General features: G+C 41.6%; 19 protein-coding genes. 15 read left to right on the top strand and 4 right to left on the bottom strand.

Going from position 1 to position 23,910, the window contains the following annotated elements:
* The first annotated feature begins 46 nt into the window (after positions 1–46).
* The 7 genes from DYI25_RS01690 (at position 47) to DYI25_RS01720 (ending at position 10,457) form a co-directional block, all read left to right on the top strand.
* Positions 47–1,372 carry an FAD-binding oxidoreductase gene (locus tag DYI25_RS01690; protein WP_213366270.1) on the top strand — a complete coding sequence of 442 codons (1,326 nt, stop codon included), beginning with the start codon at positions 47–49 and terminating at the stop codon, positions 1,370–1,372.
* Between the two features lie 2 nt (positions 1,373–1,374).
* Entirely contained in the window at positions 1,375–2,733 is a 1,359-nt protein-coding gene (locus tag DYI25_RS01695) for a (Fe-S)-binding protein (RefSeq protein WP_213366273.1), read from the top strand.
* Positions 2,733–4,199: an FAD-linked oxidase C-terminal domain-containing protein gene (locus tag DYI25_RS01700; protein ID WP_213366277.1), complete on the top strand. Its 1,467-nt coding sequence runs from the start codon at positions 2,733–2,735 to the stop codon at positions 4,197–4,199. Before DYI25_RS01695 ends, DYI25_RS01700 begins: the two co-directional genes overlap by 1 nt.
* A 155-nt stretch (positions 4,200–4,354) precedes the next feature.
* Entirely contained in the window at positions 4,355–6,535 is a 2,181-nt protein-coding gene (locus DYI25_RS01705) for a malate synthase G (RefSeq protein WP_213366280.1), read from the top strand.
* A gap of 149 nt (positions 6,536–6,684) precedes the next feature.
* Positions 6,685–7,464 carry a fumarylacetoacetate hydrolase family protein gene (locus DYI25_RS01710; protein ID WP_213366283.1) on the top strand — a complete coding sequence of 260 codons (780 nt, stop codon included), beginning with the start codon at positions 6,685–6,687 and terminating at the stop codon, positions 7,462–7,464.
* A 45-nt stretch (positions 7,465–7,509) separates the two neighbouring features.
* Positions 7,510–8,292, top strand: coding sequence for an IclR family transcriptional regulator (locus DYI25_RS01715; RefSeq protein ID WP_213366286.1), 783 nt, complete (start codon positions 7,510–7,512; stop codon positions 8,290–8,292).
* 380 nt (positions 8,293–8,672) lie between these two features.
* Positions 8,673–10,457: an L-lactate permease gene (locus DYI25_RS01720; protein WP_213366289.1), complete on the top strand. Its 1,785-nt coding sequence runs from the start codon at positions 8,673–8,675 to the stop codon at positions 10,455–10,457.
* A gap of 240 nt (positions 10,458–10,697) precedes the next feature.
* Here DYI25_RS01720 and DYI25_RS01725 read toward each other — a convergent pair whose 3' ends face one another.
* Complete coding sequence (locus tag DYI25_RS01725) at positions 10,698–11,270, bottom strand: hypothetical protein (RefSeq protein ID WP_213366291.1); 573 nt, start codon at positions 11,268–11,270, stop codon at positions 10,698–10,700.
* A gap of 273 nt (positions 11,271–11,543) precedes the next feature.
* On the opposite strand from DYI25_RS01725, the gene DYI25_RS01730 reads away from it, so the two are divergent.
* From DYI25_RS01730 to DYI25_RS01750, 5 genes are all read left to right on the top strand, one after another.
* A complete protein-coding gene (locus DYI25_RS01730; protein ID WP_213366294.1) occupies positions 11,544–11,696 on the top strand; it encodes a YfhE family protein in 153 nt (50 codons plus the stop codon).
* A 286-nt stretch (positions 11,697–11,982) separates the two neighbouring features.
* On the top strand, positions 11,983–12,525 hold the full coding sequence (locus DYI25_RS01735) for a general stress protein (RefSeq protein ID WP_213366297.1): 543 nt from the start codon (positions 11,983–11,985) through the stop codon (positions 12,523–12,525).
* 732 nt (positions 12,526–13,257) lie between these two features.
* Entirely contained in the window at positions 13,258–14,424 is a 1,167-nt protein-coding gene (locus DYI25_RS01740; RefSeq protein WP_213366300.1) for a S1C family serine protease, read from the top strand.
* Between the two features lie 260 nt (positions 14,425–14,684).
* Positions 14,685–14,927 (top strand): hypothetical protein, encoded by a 243-nt coding sequence (locus DYI25_RS01745; RefSeq protein WP_213366303.1) that lies wholly within the window; start codon positions 14,685–14,687, stop codon positions 14,925–14,927.
* A 293-nt stretch (positions 14,928–15,220) separates the two neighbouring features.
* On the top strand, positions 15,221–16,108 hold the full coding sequence (locus DYI25_RS01750) for a multicopper oxidase family protein (protein ID WP_213366306.1): 888 nt from the start codon (positions 15,221–15,223) through the stop codon (positions 16,106–16,108).
* 228 nt (positions 16,109–16,336) lie between these two features.
* Here the strand turns inward: DYI25_RS01750 and DYI25_RS01755 are convergent, their stop codons facing one another.
* From DYI25_RS01755 to DYI25_RS01765, 3 genes are all read right to left on the bottom strand, one after another.
* Positions 16,337–18,697, bottom strand: a complete 2,361-nt coding sequence (locus tag DYI25_RS01755) for an FdhF/YdeP family oxidoreductase (protein ID WP_213366309.1) — start codon at positions 18,695–18,697, stop codon at positions 16,337–16,339.
* Between the two features lie 124 nt (positions 18,698–18,821).
* Positions 18,822–19,184, bottom strand: a complete 363-nt coding sequence (locus DYI25_RS01760) for a DUF2294 domain-containing protein (protein WP_213366312.1) — start codon at positions 19,182–19,184, stop codon at positions 18,822–18,824.
* 73 nt (positions 19,185–19,257) lie between these two features.
* A complete protein-coding gene (locus tag DYI25_RS01765; RefSeq protein ID WP_213366315.1) occupies positions 19,258–20,520 on the bottom strand; it encodes an L-lactate MFS transporter in 1,263 nt (420 codons plus the stop codon).
* A gap of 483 nt (positions 20,521–21,003) precedes the next feature.
* Here DYI25_RS01765 and fdhD point away from each other — a divergent pair, with 483 nt between their 5' ends.
* From fdhD to DYI25_RS01780, 3 genes are all read left to right on the top strand, one after another.
* Positions 21,004–21,792, top strand: coding sequence for a formate dehydrogenase accessory sulfurtransferase FdhD (gene fdhD, locus DYI25_RS01770; protein ID WP_213366318.1), 789 nt, complete (start codon positions 21,004–21,006; stop codon positions 21,790–21,792).
* 542 nt (positions 21,793–22,334) lie between these two features.
* Positions 22,335–23,096: a transporter substrate-binding domain-containing protein gene (locus tag DYI25_RS01775; protein ID WP_213369335.1), complete on the top strand. Its 762-nt coding sequence runs from the start codon at positions 22,335–22,337 to the stop codon at positions 23,094–23,096.
* A gap of 129 nt (positions 23,097–23,225) precedes the next feature.
* Complete coding sequence (locus DYI25_RS01780; protein WP_213366321.1) at positions 23,226–23,885, top strand: amino acid ABC transporter permease; 660 nt, start codon at positions 23,226–23,228, stop codon at positions 23,883–23,885.
* Positions 23,886–23,910 lie beyond the last annotated feature (25 nt).

Here is a 23,910-nt window from a genome sequence, read left to right on the forward strand (position 1 = left end):
ATACAAATTTCTTTGTTTCTTAATTAGAAACAGTTGGAGGGCTGCCATGATTACCGCCGGGCTTTTAACGGAGATAAAAACTTTTTTTCCTGAAACTCAAATATTGGAATCTGGAGACGATAAGAATCCTTTTGGTAATGGAGGGGTGTTAACGGTATTTCCGAATACTGAGGAGGAAATTGCGAATCTATTAAAATATGCCAATGAAACAGGCAAAAAAGTAAACGTCATTGGCGGAGGAACAAAAAGAGGTTATGGGGGAACAACCGAAAGTGCTGATCTTCTGTTGTCACTGTCAAACTACAAAGGCATTGTCGAGCATGTTCCCGGGGATATGACGCTTACAGTTAAACCGGGTACTCCCTTTAAGGAAATCCAGGATTACCTGCTGGAATTCAGTCAAAAGATCGCCCTTGATCCATTTCTCCCTGCCAAGGCGTCAATTGGAGGAATTATTTCAGCAAATGACAGCGGTCCAAAACGTCTTGGTTATGGATCGGCTCGTGATGCAGTTATTGGACTGAGGCTTGTTTATCCCGACGGCACTGTCATCCGATCAGGAGGAAAAGTAGTAAAGAATGTTGCAGGCTATGATATGAACAAGTTGTATATCGGGGCAATGGGTACTCTGGGTGTAATCTCTGAAATCACATTAAAGCTTCGACCTATAGCAAAATATGAAAGCCTTTTACTTCTTAAGTTTCCTGAAGAAAGTCTCGAAGATGCAAGGACTTTTGCAGTAAAACTCCTGGATACCGTAATTGAACCAGTTGCTCTGGAGCTGATCAATCCATCCTTATCAGCAAAACTCTTAAATGAAAAGGTTTACACACTTGCGGTCAGCTTTGAGGATGTGGAAAACTCCGTAAAGTACCAGGAAGACTTTTTCCAAAAGCTTAAGCCGTATGGAATCAGGCTCGACATTCTCCATAATGAAGAGGCAAAATCATTCTGGAATGAATTTTATGAAAATGCGCCAAGCAGTGCAGTGAATAAAGATGAAAATCAAACAGAAGCAATATTGAAGGTTGGCACTGTGAATATGAATGTTATCAAAATATTGCAAGAGTGTCAGGTCATTCAGGATTCCCATAATCTCCTGATAGAAGCACATGGCGGCTTGGGGCATGGACTGAGCCAGGTGGTGCTGAGGGGAGCAGAGGAAGATATTCCTTCTGCAATCCATTCATTAAGGGACAAAGCGGAAGAACTTGACGGATATGCTGTAGTTAAGCATCTGCCTCTTGAACTGCGCAAAAAGGTAAATGTATGGGGAGAAAAGCAGGCACACCAGTTTATTCTGGATGGAATCAAAACAAAGGTTGATCCAAATCGAGTCCTGAATCCTGGACGATTTGTTGGGGGGATATAATCGTGAGTTTAAGAGAGATAGACTTAAAGCAGGAGCCTGCATGCGAATCTAAAACTTTAGGAAATTATCTTTGGAGCGACCTGCCAGATGAAAATAAATGGGCTGACTGTGTCCATTGCGGCATGTGCCTGGAATCTTGCCCAACTTATGAAATTACCGGGCAGGAGCAGCATTCACCTCGAGGAAGGGTGCACTTGATCAAATCGGTTGCTGAAGGAAAGTTGACAGTGAATGAACAATTTATGGATCCTGTGTTTGCCTGTCTTGACTGTCGTGCCTGTACAACTGCTTGTCCAGCTGATGTCAATGTCGGAGGCCTGATTGAAGAAGCCCGTGGGCAAATTCGCCAGGCTATGCCATTGGATGGCTGGAAGGGTGCTGTGAGCAAGATGTTCCTTCAAGAGCTGTTCCCGCATCAAAATCGCCTGAATTCATTAGGAAGCATGCTGAAATTTTACCAAAAGAGCGGGATCCAGAAGGCTGTCAGGAAAACTGGGCTGATCAATATTATGCCAAAGCACCTGGTTGAAATGGAAGCAATCATGCCTGAGGTCAATGAACCTGTTCGTAAAAAATATAAGAATGTAGATGTGATCAAGGCAAAAACAGAGACAAAACAAGCAGTTGCGATGCTGACTGGCTGTGTAATGGACGTCATGTTCAGTGATGTCAATGAAGCAACCATTAATGTATTGACTCGCAATGGCAACGATGTCATCATCCCCCGGAATCAAACTTGCTGCGGGGCACTGCATGTCCATGCTGGTGACAGGGAAACAGGAAGGAAGCTTGCAAGGAAAAATATTGAAGCATTTAAGGATGCTGATAAAATCATTGTTAACGCGGCTGGATGCGGAAGTATGCTGAAGGAATACCATGAACTGTTCCGTGACGATCCCGAGTGGCATGACAGGGCTTTAGAATTCTCCCGAAAGGTAGAAGACATTTCTAAATACCTCCATGACACTGGATATGAAAAGCCGAAAGCCGAAATGAACGTCAGGATGACTTATCATGATGCATGCCACCTGGCCCATGGACAGGGGATACGTCAGGAACCGCGTGATATTCTTTTGGATATCCCAGGGGTTGAAATGGTGCATATGCCTAACTCTGACCGCTGCTGCGGAAGTGCGGGGATTTATAATATAACAAACCCTGATATGGCCGGTGCTGTCCTTGATAGTAAAATGGAGAATGTACCGGAAGATGTTGAAATGATCTCGATGGGCAATCCAGGATGTATGCTTCAGATGGCAGTAGGAGTGCAGAAGCATGGAAGAAACCAAAAAGTTGTCCATACGATTCAGCTGCTTGATTGGGCGTATCAAAAAGAAGACAGCCTGAAGGAGGAAAAGTGATGGCAAGGAAAGGCATTCAATCGAAGGATCCTCACGTTCTGAATCTCGCTAAAATCGTTGGCTATGACCCGGTCCGCAAGTCTATTCTTTATGAGAAGGAAGACCTTCTCGCCTATGATTGTGACGGTTTTACCCTCCATAAGCATCTGCCAAGGATGGTCGTTTTTCCGAAGAATACAGCTGAAGTCGCTGCAATCGTTAAATATTGCCATGAAAATGACCTTCCATTTCTTGCAAGAGGAGCAGGAACCGGTCTGAGCGGGGGAGCAATTCCGCTGAATAGAGAGGTCATCATCAGTATGGTCCGGATGAAAAAGCTTTTGAGTGTGGATTTTGAAAACAGGCGTGCAGTTGTGGAACCTGGTTTTGTCAATCTTAAGCTCACCAACTCCATTTCAGATAAAGGATATTACTATGCTCCGGATCCATCCAGCCAGTATTGCTGCACAATCGGCGGCAATGTAGCTGAAAACGCGGGAGGGGCTCACTGTCTGAAATATGGTGTAACGACTAACCATATTCTTGGACTTGAGGTCGTACTGCCCAATGGGGATATTACAGAAATTGGAAAAAATGGTGTCCCTGATCTGCCTGGCTATGACCTGCTTGGTTTATTGACAGGCTCTGAAGGCACATTAGGCATCGTTACAAAAATAACGGTGAGGATCTTAAAGAATCCTGAAGGGAAGCAAACCGTGCTGGCCTATTTTGACAAAGTAGCAGATGGCAGTAAAGCAGTGTCAGACATTATTTCAGCTGGAATTGTTCCCGCTGCTCTGGAGATGATGGATAAAACCGCAATTGAAGGAGTCGAAGCAGCCGCATTTCCTGTCGGACATCCAAAGGACATAGAGGCTGTGCTACTGATAGAAGTTGACGGTATTGCTGCTGGACTTGATGAACAAATCAACCAGATCCTGAAGGTGTGCAATAACAACAATGTCCGTGAAGTAAAAGCGGCCCAGAGTGAACAAGAAAGGGCTAGATGGTGGGCCAACCGGAAAACGGGATTTGGGGCTATGGGTGCAATATCACCTGATTATTTAGTACAGGATGGTGTAATTCCAAGAAGCAGACTCCCCGAGGTTTTAAAGCGGATCAATGAAATAAGTGAAGAATTTGGGCTGAGAATCGCCAATATTTTTCATGCGGGGGATGGCAATCTGCATCCGCTTGTTCTGTTTGATGCTAGAAAACCAGGGGAATCAGAGAGAGCTCTTGAAGCTGGGAGCCTGTGTTTAAAGGTATGTGCAGATGTCGGGGGAACGATAACCGGTGAACATGGAGTGGGGATTGAGAAAAGGGAAGAAATGCGATTTGTATTCACAGATGAGGAGATCCTGGCGCAAACAGAAATCAGACAGGTATTCAATCCTAAAAATCTATTGAATGCAGGCAAACTTTTTCCATCTCCGGGACGTTGTGTGGAAGTAAAGAAGGAAATTGCCGCGGCTTCAATATTATAAATATCAGAAAAATTATAAATAAAAAAATATTCATAAAATAGTTTGAAAAATCATCAAAATTCATGCTATGATTTTTTTAAAGAAATTTTGAAACAGCGTTTCGTAATAAGAAACAACACTCGAATTAGAAAAGGTAAAGGGAGGAAAGAAATCTCATGGCAGACTATGTAAAAGCGGGTAACTTACAGGTAGCAGCAGAACTCTATGAATTTATCAATTCAGAGGTTCTTCCAGGAACAGAGGTGGATCAGGAACAATTCTGGTCTGGTTTGGGCAGCTTAGTTCAGGATCTGGCTCCCCGAAATAAGGAGCTTTTGAAAGTACGCGATGAAATCCAGGATAAATTGAATGAATGGCATCGGGAAAACAATGATAATGTCAATTTTGAACAGTACAAATCGTTCCTAACTGAAATCGGTTACCTGGAGCCGGAATCAGAAGATTATCAGGTTACAACAGAAGCGGTTGATGAAGAGGTTGCTTTCCAGGCCGGTCCGCAGCTAGTAGTCCCGGTAAATAACGCGCGCTATGCGATCAATGCAGCAAATGCGCGTTGGGGAAGTCTGTATGATGCACTTTATGGCACTGATGCCATCAGCGAAGAAAATGGAGCTGAAAAAGGCCTTGGTTACAACCCGGTTCGCGGTGATAAAGTTATCGCCTATGGCAGGAATTTTCTTGACCAGGCTGCTCCATTAGCTGAAGGCTCCCATAAAGACGCGGTGAAATATGCCATTGTCGATGGAAAGCTTGCTGCTACTCTGGCCGATGGTACTACCACTGGTTTAAAGGAAGAGGGAAAATTGGCCGGTTACCAGGGAGATGCAGAAAAGCCAAAGGCAGTATTGCTTAAAAATAACCGTTTGCATTTTGAAATCCAGATTGATCAGAACCATCCGATTGGCAAGTCTGATAAGGCTGGGGTAAAAGATATCCTCCTTGAAGCAGCACTGACAACAATCATGGACTGCGAGGACTCCGTGGCAGCAGTTGATGCCGAGGATAAAGTTGTCGTTTACCGTAACTGGCTGGGATTGCAGAAGGGCGATCTTACTGCGGCATTTAACAAGAACAGCCGCAGTATGACCAGGACAATGAATCCTGATCGCCAGTACAAAGCTCCTAATGGAGAAGAATTTACTCTTAATGGCCGATCAGTTATGTTTGTGCGCAATGTGGGCCACCTGATGACGAGCAATGCTATCCTTGACGCTGAAGGAAATGAGGTTCCAGAAGGAATTCTTGATACAGTGTTTACAAGCTTGATCGCAAAGCATTCCGTTATTGGAAATACAAATTACCAGAATTCCTCCAAGGGTTCAGTCTATATTGTAAAACCAAAGATGCACGGTTCAACGGAAGTTGCATTTGCTAATGAGTTGTTTGACCGGACAGAGGATTTAGTCGGTTTGGAGCGCCATACTCTTAAAATTGGTGTAATGGATGAAGAACGCCGAACAACTCTTAACCTTAAAGCTTGTATCCGTGAGGTAAAAGACAGGGTTGTATTCATAAACACTGGATTCCTGGACCGTACTGGAGATGAGATGCATACTTCAATGGAAGCCGGCCCAATGGTCCGCAAAAATGATATGAAATCATCCGTATGGCTCCAGGCTTATGAAAAGTCCAATGTTGCAACAGGCCTTGATGTTGGATTCCAGGGACATGCTCAAATCGGAAAAGGAATGTGGGCAATGCCTGATTTAATGGGACCAATGCTTGAGCAAAAGATTGGCCACTTAGAGGCGGGAGCCAATACGGCATGGGTGCCATCTCCAACTGCTGCGACATTGCACGCACTGCACTACCACCAGGTTGATGTGTTTGAAGTACAGAATGAGCTGGCAGGCGAATCAAAGGATTACCGGGATGAAATTCTTCAAATCCCTGTTGCTGAAAACCCGCAGTGGACGGAAGAGGAAATCCAGGAAGAGCTTGATAATAATGCACAGGGAATCCTCGGTTATGTAGTCCGCTGGGTGGAGTCGGGAATCGGCTGCTCCAAGGTTCCTGACATCAACGATGTAGGGTTGATGGAAGACAGAGCAACATTAAGGATTTCCAGCCAGCATATGGCAAACTGGCTTCACCATGGAGTTTGTACAAAAGAGCAAGTGATGGAGACTTTAAAGCGAATGGCAAAAGTTGTTGATAAGCAAAATGAACTGGATCCTTCCTATCGTCCAATGGCTGAGGATTTTGACAACTCGGTAGCCTTCCAGGCTGCGTGCGACCTAGTCTTCCTCGGTTATGAGCAGCCAAATGGCTATACAGAACCAATCCTTCATCGCCGTCGACAGGAAGCGAAAGCGAAGTATGCTGTGAAAAACTAAATCCATTTCACAGGGGCATTCTAATTCGAATTAGAGTGCCCCTGTATCAATATTAAAAGTGCAGACCAATTTACGAGCCTGGCAAGAAATAAAAACTATGGCTGACATACATAACTAGATATTTTTGAATTGCAGAAAGGAGCAGTATTATGAAATTCGCTAGATTTACAGTTGATGAAAAGGTTTATTCAGGTGTCGTTACGAATGATGGCATTCAGGTAGTTTCGGGAGATATTTTTGGGAACTGGGATTATACAGGAGATGTCTTTTCAAGCGAAGAGGTCAAGTTCCTTTCTCCACTTGTTCCCAACCAAATAATTGGAATTGGAGCCAATTTTGTCGCAAATAAAGAGGATCTCCCAGCTGACCTCCCAGAAATTCCTGTGTTCTTCTTTAAACCAGTTTCTTCTGTCATTGGTACAGAAGAAGAAATTGTGATACCAGCAGGCACTGAGCAGGTGAAATTTGAATCTGAACTTGCCGTCGTGATTGGAAAGGAAGCAAAAGATGTTCCAGAATCAGAAGTTTTGGACTATGTGTTTGGATATACCATCGGCAATGATGTAACAGCCCCGAGCTTTTTCCATCAGGATGGGCATTGGACAATTGGCAAATCCTTTGATACCTTTACGCCTTTAGGACCTGTGATCGAAACTGAACTGGATCCTTTCAATATAAAAGTAAAGGCAAAATTGAACGGAACCGAAAAGCAAAACAGTCCTACTGAATTGATGATCGTTCCAATTCGTAAAATGATTTCTTATTTGACTAAGGTAATGACCCTTAAGCCAGGGGATGTAATCCTCACTGGCAGCCCTGTTGGTGCAGAGTTGGTGGGAGCAGAAGATGTAATTGAGTGCAAGATTGATGAGATAGGGACGCTTAAAAATATTTTTACAATTGTGAAGGAAAAAACAACTGCCAGCTGATCAAGCCGCAAAATTCAAGGGGCAGCAGTACATGAGGTGAGTGAAATGGAAAGGGAAAATGTTGTTAAATCAGTTAGCCGGGCACTGGATATCATTCAATTGGTCAGTTTGAAAAAAGGCGGATTGGGAGTAACAGAGATTTCAAAACAAATAGACATTAATAAAAGCTCTGTTTACAGAATACTGTCAACTCTTGCCCAATATGGTTATATAGAACAAGATGATGCGACAGGCCGTTATAAGCTGGGGTATAAATTTCTCGAAATCAGTTCTAAACTCCTTGATTCCATCGATTTAAGAGCAGAAGCAAGAACATTCCTCCAGGAGCTAGAGAATGAGACAAATGAAGTAATCCATCTTGTCGTATATGATCAGGGAGAGGTCGTCTATATTGAGAAACTGGAAGGAACTGAGACATTAAGGATGCACTCGAAAGTTGGAAAGCGGGCACCTATGCACTGTACATCCGTAGGAAAAGCAATCCTTGCTTATCAGCCCTCTGCCGTCGTCCATGAAATTATTGATCGTAAAGGTATGCCCATGCATACTGATAAAACGATTACTGATAAAGATATCTTGTTCGAGGAACTGATTCGAGTCCGACAATCGGGATATGCATTGGACCTCGAAGAAAATGAAAGTGGAATCACCTGTATTGCCGCCCCTATTTTCGATCATCTTGGAAAAGTAGTAGCTGCCGTCAGCATTTCAGGACCGTCAATCCGGATGACCCAGGAAAGACTTCAGCAGCTGAAACAGAAAATGGTGAATGTGGGATTACAGATTTCTTCAAGGCTTGGCTACTCAAAACAAAATCAACTGAATTAAGAAAAAGTATGAAAAAATTTGTTCGACATTATATCGGGCAAATTTTTTTTGTTTTTTCCCATATAAAACCGTGTATGTGATTTCACTTGAAGCATAAAAAAACCATCCAGACTTCTCACTGCTTGATTTTTGTATAAAAAACTAATATCCAGCTAATTTTGGCAAATGAAACCTGATGATTGAGAAAGGCTGCAAAATTTCTTTTATTAATATAATAATCTAAATTTTCTTAAAATTGTTGAAAATCCTGCTAGATAGTTTGTATAATAAGTAATAGGTGTTATATAACATAAATCTTATAGTTATATAACAATGTTGCGTCATCCGCAACGAAGGAATTTATCGTTTTTTATTATCAAACAAAAGGGAGATGGTTTTTGGTGAGTACTGGAATGTTAGCGTTTTTATCCCTTCTGCCGATTCTCGCGGTAGGAATTTTCCTGGTCGGGCTAAGATGGCCAGCAAGCAAAGCAATGCCAATTTCTTATCTGGTGGCAATTGGCCTTGCATTATTCGTATGGAAGGTACCTGGTGCCAATGTTGCTGCCGCCTCGGTTCACGGCTTGATTGTAGCAGGAACTCTTCTTTACATTATTTTCGGAGCGATATTGCTGTTGAACACTTTACAGGAAAGCGGCGGGATTAAAACAATCCGTCAGGGATTCACTGACATTTCAGCGGACAGAAGGATACAGGTGATCATTGTAGCCTGGTTGTTTGGTTCATTTATAGAAGGTTCAGCAGGATTCGGGACTCCTGCAGCAGTGGCTGTACCTTTGCTGGTCGGGCTGGGGTTCCCGGCTATGGCGGCAGTAGTGGCTGGTATGGTCATCCAGAGTACACCAGTCTCATTTGGTGCAGTCGGGACACCAATGCTAGTAGGCGTTTTCTCAGGATTATCCGCCGATACCGGAATTACAAATGATTTCCTGGGTCTTGTCGATGTCATTGCCGTAAAAGTTGCTCTTCTTCATATGATTGCTGGAACTTTAGTACCATTGTTTGTTGTTGCTCTAATGACAAGGTATTTTGGGAAAAATAAATCGTTCTCTGAAGGAATCAAGGTCTGGAAATTTGCACTATTCGCTTCCTTTGCTATGACGATTCCATATATTATTGTCGCAAACATTCTTGGACCAGAATTCCCATCCATGATTGGCGGCCTGGTAGGGTTGGTGATTGTCATTTTTGCGGCTAAGAAAGGATTCTTGATGCCGCCGAAGGAAGAAGTATGGGATTTTGAAGAAAAATCGAAGTGGAATCCTGAATGGATCGGAAATCTTGAAATAAAGGATATTACGCATAAGAGCGGCAGCATGAGCATGTTGCGTGCATGGACACCATATGTGCTCGTAGGTGTACTGTTAATCCTTACAAGGCTCAATTCACTTCCGTTTTCAGGTTGGTTTAAAGCATGGACCGTATCGCTTGAAAACATATTTGGCTCTGGTATTAGCTCCAGTTTCCAGCCACTATACTTGCCGGGAACCATTTTCATAATGGTATCCTTGATCACTTATTTCCTGCATGGAATGAATGCAAGCGCATACAAGAGGGCATGGGCCCTATCTGGCAAAACAATGATCGCTGCTTCAACAGCCCTTATTTTTACCGTGCCAATGGTCCAGGTTTTCTTAAATACCGGTGGCGGTGCTGCTGGTTTTGATAAGATGCCGATTGAACTTGCAAACGGAGTAGCTGCCCTGGCAGGGGATAATTGGCCACTGTTCTCGACCTTCATAGGAGGCATGGGGGCTTTTATCGCCGGCAGCAATACCGTCAGCAATATGATGTTCTCTCTTTTTCAATATAATGTTGGTTCGAACATAGGTGTGGATCCTACCTGGATTGTTGCTCTCCAGGCTGTTGGAGGCGCAGCTGGAAACATGATCTGTGTGCATAACGTTGTTGCCGCTTCCGCAGTCGTTGGTTTAGTAGGAAAAGAAGGTGCTGTAATAAGGAAAACGCTCTTCCCATTTACTTATTACGCATTGCTTACTGGTTCTGTTGGCTACTCTATCGTATGGTATTCACAGAAAGGCATCTTCAACATCGGCTCCTATATTGCCGTTGCCATTGCTGTTGCTGCCGTATACATCATTGCTACTAATAATAGAAGGTCTGGGCTCCTGATTCCGGAAACACCGCCGGTGGTTAAACAATAACCCAGAGAAAACAAAAAAATTAAAGAAAAGATGGGAAGCTGTACATTACTGTGCAGCTTTTTCATTTTTGTATATTTTAATTATAAAAATCATTAAAAAGTTATATTACTTATGATTTCGTCGTTAATATATTTTAACAGTACATATAAACTCTACAATTGTTACATGAAAAGGCATCAACAAAAAAGAAACAGCCTATATCAATGCTGTTTCTCCTTGTTGATTATTATTGGCTTGAATTTATGGATTCTGATGTTGTCCGTTGTGATTTGTATTATGAATAAAATCATCGAGCCAAGCTTTTCCTAAATGGGTTCCTGTCAGCAGATAAGTTGATAGCAAGATAAAGGCAAGAACCGGTTTTACGAAGTCTTTTAAGGATTTAGCGTAAGATGACGTTTGCTGCAAAATTTTAAATAGAAATATGGTGGAAATTGAAATTGTTAAAAAGATATTGATCAGGACCAGCGATTTTTCAGGTGGCAGCATTTCCCCAAGCATTGCCCCCATCATGCCACCCATAATACCGGACATAAGACCTTCGATTGCACCAGCAGCACTGAATAAAGCCCCCATTATTAAGCCAGCTGCTGCCCCTGTCAGCATTGATAGGGTGGTAGACAGAAATAAATCTCCTTGAAAAACGGCTCCAAGTAAAATGCCGCAAGTTAACCCAATGTTCATTCCCAGATACATTGAGGTAATCATCCCATTCATAACTGTCATATCCGCCTTGTGACGAAGAACCTGAACGATAGAAATGAGAATAACTGCAGCAAGGGTGAAAAAGACATAAGCATTGTACAAAAACATGGTTATCCTCCTTTTCTCCATCATATGAAAATGGTGGACAAACCATGCAGCCTGGCTGGATTTTGCAGTAAGTGTGAAGTTAGATTTCAAAAGGTAAGCATCAAGAGGGATATAGAGTTAAGTTGGGACCAGTACAAGAGGTGTAACTTTACATACTGCTTTGTACCGGCCTTTTTTCAGCCTGTAATCAACTGCCAACTACGTTTACCCTTGATTAAAAAGGGTACGAACATAAGAGAGGCGCAGAAAAATTTGATCACAGGAGGTAATGATATGGAAAAAAACAAAGCTCCTAACAAAGGATTGAATACTGAACAAAATAATGGTTTGACGGATACTCAGGAAGTCCTCTATGCGAAGGATTTTACTCGGGCAGTAAAAGCTGAAAACAAGCATAAAGAAGAAAATGAAAATAAAGGTAAGTAACTCCTTGATAAGGTGGTCAATTTAGACCGCCTTTTTTGGTTATTTTCAGTTTTGATACCTACTAATTTCCTAATGTTTATGTGTAAATACAGCGGGTAAGGGTTCTATGTAGGACAAAGTTCATCCCTTTTGTTTTTAGTATGCCTCTTCACACATTATTTCCTGTAACTCAATATTCCCGACTTCGAGGTATTTTGTCAGGTGATGTGACTAGAAAGGTGTAGAGAAGGAAAAGGAGATTATTCATTTACAAAGAGTGAAAAAATCAGAATGGAGGTAATAGTCTATGGAAAAGACAATCGTTGGAGGAGTATTCAGAGATTCAGAAGAAGCAGTTGGGGCGATTAAGAGACTTAAAGACATGGGGTTCGACACGAATGATTTATCAATCCTGGCGAAGGATGATGATAAATTAGAGGATATCGAAAACGAAACTGATGTTGAAGTAGTCGGAGATGACTCAGACCGTGGTGAAAATGCTGGCAAGGGTGCCGGAATTGGCGCAGGAACTGGTGGTGTGCTCGGTGGAATTGCTGGTTTGATTGCCGAAATCGGTCTCCTTACCATACCAGGAATTGGAGTCCTTGCTGCTGCAGGACCGCTCGCAACTACATTAAGCGGGGCCGCTATCGGTGCTGCTGGAGGCGGAATTGTCGGTGCATTGACGGGTGCAGGAGTAACAGATGATGACGCCAGGGAATATGAGAGGTACTTGAAGGAAGGCAATATCCTGGTGCTTGTTGAGGTGGATGATGAAAAAAGAGAAGATATCCATAGGACATTTAGGGACTCTCATTCATTAAACACTGACATGTATGTGACTTCCTAAACTTTAAAGGCAAGAGGCATTCCTTTGGATAAAGGAATGCCTCTTTTTAAATAGAAAAGCATCTGTACAAAAGAACAAAGGCTTTCCTTATTCTAGTTATCCGGTAAGCTTAGGCCATTTCCTATAGCGTAAAACATGGTAAATGGATAGTCCGTCACTGTAATTTCCGTTCCCATAATCGACAGGAACTAATGAAAAAGTTGCCAGCCAGACGGAAAAGTAGGAAAAACGGACAAATATTATGTGAGGTTCTAAAACCCCTTGTGAGATAAGCAGGTTTAGCAGCAAGACTGATCCAAGGTTAAATATCACTCCTCCTGCATGGACCAGGAAGTGGGTAAGGCGATTGTTCCATTTTAATTGCTCATACTCACAAAAAGCGTCTAAAAAATACATGCTATTTAAACTGAAGGGCCCCTTCTTGAAAATGTTTTTTCCACGGCCAAGAGAAAAACTGAATTTTCCTCCAAACATCCATGCGAAAAAGGAGTGGCCCATTTCATGTACAAGAGAAACAACTGGATAAATAAACAAAAGGGCCAAAAGAAAACCCAAAAAATCTGAAAAGCCGAACATAATTTAGAGACCTCCTTGCTTACTAAGATTAATTAACTATTCAATGTACAAGTTTTACCCAAGACTAGCTGGACTAAACGAGCATGGAAGTTGTAAAAAATGACACAATTTCCTTAAATCTTAAAAAATCACATTCTATGAAAGGAAAGGTGAGAAATGGATAACCGTAAAGATAGAAACTTTAAGTCCGTGGTTTTGACCGGAGTTGTCGGATTGATGATCGGAGCCATTCTGATGTTATTGATTGACCCGTTTTCTCCTGGAAAAGGATTTCTTTCAAAGGAGAATGCCGATGAAAAGATTACGATGAAAGCAAATGCAGATGAGGGAGAGGAAGAGCCATCAATAAAGGAAGCGGTTGCTGAAAGCATAAATACCGTTGTAAGTGTTGTTAAATATGAGGGTGGAAATATGTGGGAAGGTGCAGAGCCTGAAAAAGCTGGTTCTGGCTCAGGTGTTATTTATAAAAAAGAAAATGATAAAGCCTATATTGTAACGAACCATCACGTCATTTCCGGGGCTAGCCAAATCGAAATAAGTCTTGAAGATGAAACAAAGCTCGAGGCTAAACTGCTCGGCTCCGATCCATTGCTTGATCTGGCCGTTTTGGAAGTAGATGGAGGGGAAATTGAAAAGGTTATTGAAATTGGGGATTCAAGTAAATTGGAACCGGGTGCCACGGCTATTGCAATAGGGAATCCACTAGGCTTTTTACACGGTACAATTACAGCGGGAGTGGTCAGTTCACCGGACAGAGTTATGCCAGTTGATATTAACCAGGATGGAAGTATTGATTGGCAATCTGAAGTCATTCAAACAGATGCTTCCATTAATCCTGGGAACAGTGGTGGAGCACTGATCAATATCCATGGCGAACTGATTGGCATCAATTCTTCAAAAATTGCTCAGGAAGCAGTCGAAGGAATTGGGTTTTCGATTCCAATAGACGTAGCTATGCCGATTTTACAGGATTTGCAAGAGCATGGAGAAGTTCTTCGTCCATATATAGGAATCGTCCCCATTTCATTGACTGACATTCCTTCACAGTATTACAGTCAGACCTTGAATCTTCCAGAGGGAATTGAAGATGGAGTCGTCATAAGAGAAATTGTTTCTACCTCCCCTGCAGGCATGGCTGGTTTAAAGCAGTACGATGTTATTACGAAGCTTGATGATACAGAGATTAAAACTGGGGGAGAATTAAGGAAGTTCTTATATACAGAGAAAGAGATTGGTGACGACGTTGTAGTAACCTTTTACCGGAATGGAAAAGAGGAAACTGCAACTTTAACATTACAGGAGGACTTTGCACAAAATAATTAAGCAAATAAATGTTTACTCTTCTATGCCCATTCTTAAAAGCGCCAAGCTGGCGTTTTTTTGTTTTGGGAAATATAAAATTGGTTATGGTGCGGATGACTAAATTGACGCAGTGATAATCAATCTCCAATGCCTATTTCCTTGGTTCCTTCCATTGATACTGAGTTTTTAAATTGCTTCTTCAATTCTAATGAAAACGCCTATACGTTTCTTCCATGTAAGAATAGGATAATATTGTACTTTTATAGGCAGGAGGGGAGAAAATGTCCCGTGATAGAAAAGGTAAAGTCATTCATGTAGATAAACTTACAATCCATGCAAAAGAGGTTGAAATCATTAATGAAAGGTCCAGGGACCGCCATGATAGAAGAAGGAATCCTTGGGATTTCTTTGGTCCGAGGAGAAGAGAAGACAGACATGAACGAAAAAGAGAACATCATGAAGAGTCAGAAGACAGGCATAAAGAGGAAAGTAGTGACAGAGATAGAGGGCCCAGGTGGGTTTAAATTGTAAGGGCAGGATTCTCTAAGAGTCTTTTAAATGGTGTAATATGCAGATGCTTTCGGAAATTGAACTCTGGTTAATGGAATAAAGGTTAATAAAACAGGAAAACGCCGTTACGGCGTTTTTTTGTTGAGTAAATATTTTGTATACCAAAAACTTTCACTGCATAAATCACTGTTATTGATTCATAACTGAACACACTGTATTTTTTTATTCAGATTGAACCGCATTTAGTTCTTATCAGCAACATAAAAATGATAAGAGACAAAATTGCCATAGCAAGGGAGGCCTAGGGATGAGTTTGTGGGAACAAAGGCTTATGATCCCGGATAGTAAAAAAGCGAAATACAAGCAAGTACAAGGTGGCCGTTATTTTAAATTGACAGCGCAGCCTGGGCATCAGATGGTTTTGAAGGATGTTACTCTGGATATCCTTGTTTACAATGGATCTTCACCTGGACCTGTAATTATTGTGAACGAAGGGGATATAGTATATATAGAAGTAGAAAATCAATTAAGTGAAAAAACTGCCCTCCATGTACACGGACTTTCAAAAGCGAACGTCATGGATGGAATGCCTGATATAGAGCCTAGCCCATTTATTGAACCAGGAAAATCCTTTACGTATGAATTTCTTGCCTGGCAGAGCGGAAGCTTTTTCTATCATTCATCAAATCCGCTACAGGAAAGCAATGGATTGATTGGAGGATTCATTGTCCTGCCAAAGAACCAGATTGAAGTTCCATACCGTGACTATTTATTGTTTATACAGCAGTGGGAAATTGATCAGCCTCCTGTTGGCAAAATAGAAACTGGGGTATTCAAGCCAAAGAACTTTAACAGGAACCCCAATTTTTTTACGATCAACGGAAAATGTTTTCCTGAAACATCACCACTGACAACAAGGTATGGAGAACGTGTAAGGGTGAGATTGATCAATAATTCGAACATGTCGCATACTATGCATATTCACGGACATGATTTTGCAATTGTTGCAGAAGACGCGTTTCAGAGAAAGAAACGGATGATGGATACAATTAACCTGCCATCAGGCAAACGATTTGATATAGAGTTTCTGTCAGCAAATCCAGGGGTTTGGCCAGTGAACGGAACGAAGCCTTTTCATAAAACTAATAATGGTGTTTCACCAGGCGGTATGCTTACCCGTTTAATCTATAATTGAAAAAAATTTTACATGCTATCATACAAACAAATAATTGATTAAAAGAAAAATAGTCACTTAAGAATGAATGATAAAAATTACGTAACGGACAAACAGAAGCCAGTATGCAGGAAAAGTGGCCGATAGACCAAACTATCCATATGTAAACTCATAAACTAGAAACTTCATTATATATATAAACAGCTTGCAGACTGTTATTGTCTGCAAGCTGTTTCATTTCATTACCCTTTATGCTGGAGCATCAAGTTCGTCTTCTTCAATTCGTTTTTCGTGGTGCTCCACGTCTTTGCGTGCGTTGAAGCGATCCGCTTTCTCTAGTGTTACTGTGATGTTGAAGTCCGGAATTCCGGCGTACTTTTCATATCGTCCTCTTGGCAGCAAGAAGTTTCCTTCAGGGAAGTGGACTTGAACGTTGCCTCGTGAAATGTCCACGAATTTAGCTCTGCCCTGAAAAACACCGAAGCCGTTGTAAAGAACAATTCCTTCGCCTTCGGCAATGCTAAGGTCTTGTGCGTCTTCTGCATTCATCAGGACATCATACCGTCCAGCACCATTAAGTGGGTCGACCTCATGATAAACCATGGAATTGAACTGTTTTCCACGTCGGGATGTAACGATGAATTGTCCTTCCTTTTTTCCCAGATCTGGAATATCAACAGAAATCAGGTTTCCTCTTCCGTCCGGTGTAGGGCAGATACCATCTTCACAAAGCCATGCTCCCCCCCACTGGAAAACGTCTCCTGCCTTTTTAAGGTGTTGAATTCCGTCATAATTAGGGTTGGCTAATGCGATTTCATTGCGGATTTCCTGTGCGTCTTTGAAATCGACTAAATGAGCTGCTTCTGGCTTTACTCGTTTAGCTAAATCAATATAGATTTTCCATTCTGCCCTTGCTTCTTCAACCATGTTTCTATTTCCTTCAATTTCCGGGCTGAAATATACCATTCGTTCAGTAGAAGTTGATGTGCCGCCGCCTTCCTGCTCATAACGAGTCTTCGCAGGGAGAACAATGACGGCTTCCTTCGCATCAACTAGTGTTGAAGTATTGAGAATGATATCCTGGTGAACACGGATATCCAATTCAGACAATGCTTTTTCTACGAAATTAGGGTCTGGCATCGTTTCAAGGAAATTTCCGCCCGATAGATAGTACATTTTAATTTTGCGTTCATGTTCTTCAGGAAGCAAAATATTCTCCAGCGTTACTCCGACTATGTCTCCTTGCCAATTTGGAAGTTCGAATCCCCATAGATCTTCGATACGCTTAATATTTTCTCCATAAAAATCTCCGCCTGGAAGAACGAAAGGATCAGCACCCATTTCGCCGCTGCCCTGAACAGAGGAATGGCCGCGGAATGGCATAAGGCCTGCGTACTTTCGGCCGAGGTGTCCGCGCAGCAGTGCAAGATTTGCCACTTGTGAAATATTGTCTGTTGCGAATGAATGCATCGTTAAACCCAGAGCCCAGGCATAAACAGCGTTTTTACTATTGGCGAGCAATTGCGCCAGTTCAATTATGCGCTCTTTAGAAATACCAGAGGAAGCAACAATATCTTCCCATGCTTGCTCCTGAACCTTAGTTATTAATTCTTCATATCCATTTACATGTTCATTTACAAACTCATGGTTAATAGCTGAACCGTGCCTGATTTCTTCCATATCAAACCAGTGCTTCATGATTCCATGCATAAAAGCTATGTCGCCGCCGATATTAACCTGGTAGAAATCATCGGCGATTTTCGTACCAAAAAGAGCAGATTCGGGATTTGAAGGAATCCAGTACTCATCCATTGCCGGTTCTTTATACGGGTTTACGACAATGATTTTTGTTCCCTTTTTCTTTGCTTCAAGCATGTACTTAGATGAAACAGGGGAGCTGTTCGATGCTACACTGCCCCAGAACAACAAGACATCAGTGCCAATCCAGTCCTGGTAATTTGAAGTAGAAGCCCCAACGCCAATCGAACGTTTTAGAGCTGTTTTAGAAGGTGAATGGCAAATCCGGCTGGCATTGTCAATATTGTTTGTACCAAGAAAACGTGAGACTTTTCCCGCTACATAGTAAGATTCATTTGTAATCCCGCGGCTTGTCAGGTAAAAAGCGTACTGTTTTGGATCCAGCTTTTTCATTTTCTCAGCGATCATATCCATTGCATCATCCCAGGTAAGGCGAGAAAACTTCCGCTCACCCTTTCTGCGGATCATTGGATAAGGGATACGTCCCAATTTACGAAGCTGAGTGCTGTCATATTTCCTTAGTTCATCTATATCAGCATGAAGAATTTCCGGTTTTATTGCACCGGCAGTATTCAGCCTGAGAACATTCAATCTTGTTGTGCAAATATGGGGACCTGTCAAAGTCTGGTCATGAAGCCCGGATACACCTAACGCACAACCATCACATACTCCTTTAGTCAGGATGTTGGTGGCATAGCCGAAGTTATCCCTATTGTCCCAAAGGGTTTTCATAGTATCTCTTATATGTTTGGGCTTCACCTTGCCAAGCCCAAATGGAATTGGACTCACCCAATGTTTTGGAGCGGGCATAGCCGATTTTTTCTGAGGTCCTGGATGTTTAGTTTTTCCCAATTTGAAACACTCCCATTTATAACAATCTTTAAGTCTATAAAAAAAACCACCGTGAACCTGAAGCAGATGCTTCAGGTTTTAACGGTGGTTAGTCTTTAGCAGGTTCGCTGCCAAGTGCCATACCTTATTGACTGCTGAATTTTGCTTGAATATCCTCATCAAAAACGAAGATGGACATTCCAAAATCACGGTCAATATCTATATCTACAAATAGTTCAACAAAATTACAGCCGAGGAATTCCTCCATCTCAACCGGAGGGTTTTTCCGGTACATTTCTTTCACCATTTCAGTTCTGGCCGCTCTTAATGCCTGTTTTCCTTCATTTGCAGAAGCTATAAATTTTTCAACTGGTGAAAGATTCCCTTCCATTTCGCATATTGCCCACTGTTTGCAGAAGGTAGTGGTTATTTTGCTTGGTCCTTTACCCATATGCTTCTTCCGAAAGGATCGCACCAAATTGCTGAACTCAGCCTCGTATTTATTCATGATATCCTCCTGTCATCTATACAGGTTATAAGATGATTGGTATTTTACCATACGATGAGGCAATTAAAAAGAATTAACCAGCTAAACTTTCATTCGCTTCATTTTGTTTTCGGAGTCTATGGATGTCACGGCGAATTAAAATGGAAACCACGAGTGCGACTACGAAAAGTCCGCTAAAGAAAGTTAGGCTTGTTCCATAGCTACCAGTTGTATCTTTCATCCATGCTGCGAACATTGGTCCTGCCAGGCCTGCTGCTGCCCATGCAGTCAGGATATATCCGTGAATCGCACCGAGCTGCTTCGTTCCAAACATGTCACCGATGAATGCAGGGATTGATGCAAAGCCACCTCCATACATTGTATAGACTACTGCCAGCATAACCTGGAATAGAAAAGCTTCTTTCGTATGCGGCAGCAGCATGAACAATACAATCTGTGTCGCGAAGAAAATTGTGTATGTGTTAGGGCGGCCAATATAGTCAGATATCGATGCCCATGCGATCCGGCCAAAGCCGTTGAATAGACCTAATACTCCAACCAGTGCAGCTGCCTCTGCAGTCGAAAGACCAATACTTTCTTCCGCTAGCGGTTTTGCAGCTGAAAGGATGGCGATACCGCAAGTAACATTAATGAATAGCATGATCCATAAATAGTAAAAACGTGAAGTCTTTATTGCTTCATTGGCTGTCAGCTGAGAAAGGTCTTTCTTAACTTTCACTTTTCCTGATTCAGTTTTTTCCTTAAAGCCTTTTGGAGCCCAATCAACTGGCGGCCTTTCAAGGTACAGTGATGATAGTGTCATGATAATAAAATAAGCCGCACCTAGAATGTAAAACGTATTGGCAGTTCCAACAGATTTAATCAATGAATCCATTATTGGGCTGCTGATCGCTGCTGCGAATCCAAAGCCCATAATGGCAAGTCCTGTGGCAAGTCCACGTCTGTCTGGGAACCACTTTACTAAAGTGGAAACCGGGGCTATATAACCTACTCCCAGGCCAATTCCGCCTAGAACACCATAAGTAATATACAATAATGGCAATGAACCAAGGCTGACCGCCAGTCCTGAGCCTAAAATACCTGCTCCAAAAAAGGCTGCTGCCAGGAGTCCAGCCTTTCTTGGGCCGTGTTTTTCAACAAAATGCCCAAGGAACGCTGCGGATAATCCTAAAAATAAAATGGCAAGGCTAAATGTAAATTGTACTTGCTTGGATGTCCAACCGAACTCCTCGATTAATGGATTCGTAAAGTTGCTCCAGGCATATACCGACCCAATGGAAATATGGATTCCCACTGCTGAGGCTGCAATAAGCCATCGATTCTTCGTTTTTTTCATGCTTTTTCCCCTTTACTTTGTTTGTTTTTCCATATGACCAATGACTACAACAATGAAGTGGATGGAATCTTTTAAACTGCAAATAGTATGATTCCAAGCTCGATATGTATACTGTGGCTGTTCCCGTTCTTTCTGAAGAAACAGAAAACCGCCAATCTTTCCAAGCCCGAACCAAAAAATCAGGGCTTTGAGAGAAAAATTGACGGTTAGTACTAAGCAGGTATCGCTACTTACGGACCAACAGTTAATCGCTTACATTTCCGTTACACCTTAACCGACGACAGGATCGCTATCTCGAATCAAAATGTGACAGAATAGTGAACTTCGGGAAAATTTTATCACTTTAGAACTGCAGATGCAATATATTTAAGGCTGATAAATTAATTTTACACTATGAGCATGTTGTAAATTTTTCTTGAGAAAAAGAAAAGAGTGTGTTTAGATTTTAAGTATTCTCAAAATCTAAAATTTCAGGTGACGACTATGTTGGAAAATATGAGTGATAAATATACCATAACAAAATATCAGGATGGACAATTCCTGGATGTAGAGGATGTCATCGTAAATGAATTCCCGTTGACAATCTATGTAAACGACATGGAGTTTGCAACAATGGTGTGTACTCCCACACATTTTGAGGAAATGGTTGTCGGTTTTCTGGCATCCGAAGGGGTTATCCGTTCTTACAATGACGTCCATTCACTTAGCATTGATGAAAGCAGAGGTTATGCTTATGTAATGCTAAAAGTAAATATGACGACAAACCAGGAGTATTATTCCAAACGCTTTATCGGTTCATGCTGCGGGAAAAGCCGGCAATTTTATTTTCATAATGATGCCAGAACTGCTAAAACCTCGATGTCTAAAACGACTATAACAGCAACTCAGAGTATTGAGCTCATGAACCAGATGCAAAACAGCTCCCAGGTGTTTCTTGAAACAGGGGGCGTGCATAATGCAGCTCTTTGTTCACCTGAAGAAATGATAGCCGTACGCACAGATATTGGACGCCATAATGCACTCGATAAGTTATATGGATATAGTATTCTGAATAGGGTGCCTGTAAGAAATAAAATCATAGTATTTAGTGGAAGGATTTCTTCAGAAGTACTATTAAAAGCTGCGAAGATTGGGGTAGGAATCGTCCTGTCCAAATCAGCGCCAACGGACCTTGCAATCAAACTGGCTAAGGATTTAAATATTACCGCTGTAGGCTTTATCCGTGGGAATTCCTTTAATGTGTATTCATGTCCTGAGAGAATTATTGATTAAGGGTTTTGTAAATACATTCAATGATAAGATTTATTTTTAAAATATAGTATTATTTTTTATAAGTTTTTTACTAGACCAAACATACTAAAAGTCAGCATCCATTTATGGATCCTGGCTTTTTCTAATATAACGTATTATTTCCGCATAACTTGTCACATAAACAAGAATCAGGAGCATCTGCTAGCATGTGGCGGGAAAAGAGAGGCTCAGTAAGCTGAATGAACGAGATGCGAATATATGCTATGATTTCATGAATTATCAGATAATTTGAATTTTGAAAGAATATTACAGGATTGTTACAATTATATTCGTAAATATATTTCGGTGTATTGAGATTCACAAAGCCGGAAGGGAAATAAGAACTATTTTTAAAATAGTAGTTTACTATACACGGAAAGCGGGTATAAGTATTTTGGGTCTAATGTTACGGTTTTTTCATAACTTAGTTATGATAGCTGTTTAACAGAATAAATATTTTAGAAAATAAAGATTATGAGGGGGAGTTTTAAACAGTGAAGAAAATTTTATCATTATTCATTTTAATGGTGACCATGATAGGTCTCCTGGCTGCTTGTGGCAGCGATGAAAAAACATCTGGCAGTGAAGGCGGCATGGATTTGGCAGAGGAAGGCAAGTTCACTTTTGCTTCATCTGGTGAGTTCAAGCCATTTAGCGTAACAAATGGTGAAGGCGAGATGACAGGTTTTGACATCGATGTTGCCGAAGCAGTGGCAAAGGAGTTGGGACTGGAGCCAAATCAGAAGAAATTTAAGTTTGCTAGTATTGTAGAAGGTGTTAAGTCAGGGCGCTTCGATGCTGCTGTTGCCAGCCATACCATTAATGATGATCGCAAGAAGCATGTAGATTTTTCTACTCCATACTACTATTCTGGACCGCAAATTTTTGTAAGACCTGACAGCGATATCGAGAAACTTGCAGATTTAGAAGGACTGGAAGTTGCTGTATCAAAAGGTTCGACTTATGCAAAAACTGCTGAAGAAGTGACAGATAATATTGTGCTTTATGACAGTGACGTAACTGCTTTAGAAGCGTTGGCCAATGGAAGGCACGACGCTGTTATAACGGACTTTATTACAGGAAAAGAAGCGATTGGCGCGGGTTTGGAGATTGAAGGTAAAGAGCTCCTTGGCCGAAGCGAACAAGCAATTGCCGTAGCCAAAGACAACGATGAACTACTGAAAAAAATCAACGAGGCATTGAAAACGTTAAGAGAGAATGGAACGTTGAAAGAAATCAGTGAAAATTATTTCGGTGAAGATATCACAGTCAATCCGGAGGAATAAGTTGTCAATTGGAAGCGAATGTGCGGTATGACTGCACATTCGTTTCTGCTTAAAATGCTGTTTTAGTTTGATTAAGCAGCGATCTTTACGATTAGAGCGAATAAGAGCCCACAGGGAGTTGAATGAATATTGCCAAGTCTATCGCATGTTATAGAAGTCTTTTTTGACAGTTATGATATTTTCCTCAAAGGCATGCTGCTGACCTTGCAAGTTACAGCAGTATCAATTTTGATTGCTATTTTTATAGGTTTATTTTTTGCTTTTCTAAAAATATCTGGTATTAGAATCTTGGAATGGATTGCAAATGCCTATATTTATTTGGTCAGAGGAACCCCGTTGATCGTCCAAATCTTCATCTTTTACTTTGGAATGACTAATTTGAATATCTCCGCGTTCTGGTCTGTAGCACTCGGACTTGCTTTTCATAACGGTGCCTATATTGCGGAAATCTTCCGGGGAACCATCCAGTCGATCGACAAGGGCCAAATGGAAGCCGGCCGTTCTCTTGGTATGAGCAGGACCCTAACAATGCGAAGAATTATCCTTCCACAAGCATTCCGTCGTGCACTGCCTCCACTTGGGAATCAATTCATCATTGGTCTCAAGGATTCTTCCCTAGCAGCTTTCATTGGTATGTATGAATTATTCAATGTTGCGACAACAAAAGGAGCAAACAATTTTGATAATATGACGTATCTGCTGATCGTAGCTGTTTATTATCTATTCCTTGTTTACTTGATATCTGCTTTGGTTGGACTGCTTGAGAAGAAATTATCCGTAAGTGATTAAGGGGGAATTTGTTTTGGACGGAAGA

Source organism: Mesobacillus boroniphilus, assembly GCF_018424685.1.
GTDB classification, from domain to species: domain Bacteria; phylum Bacillota; class Bacilli; order Bacillales; family Cytobacillaceae; genus Mesobacillus; species Mesobacillus boroniphilus_A.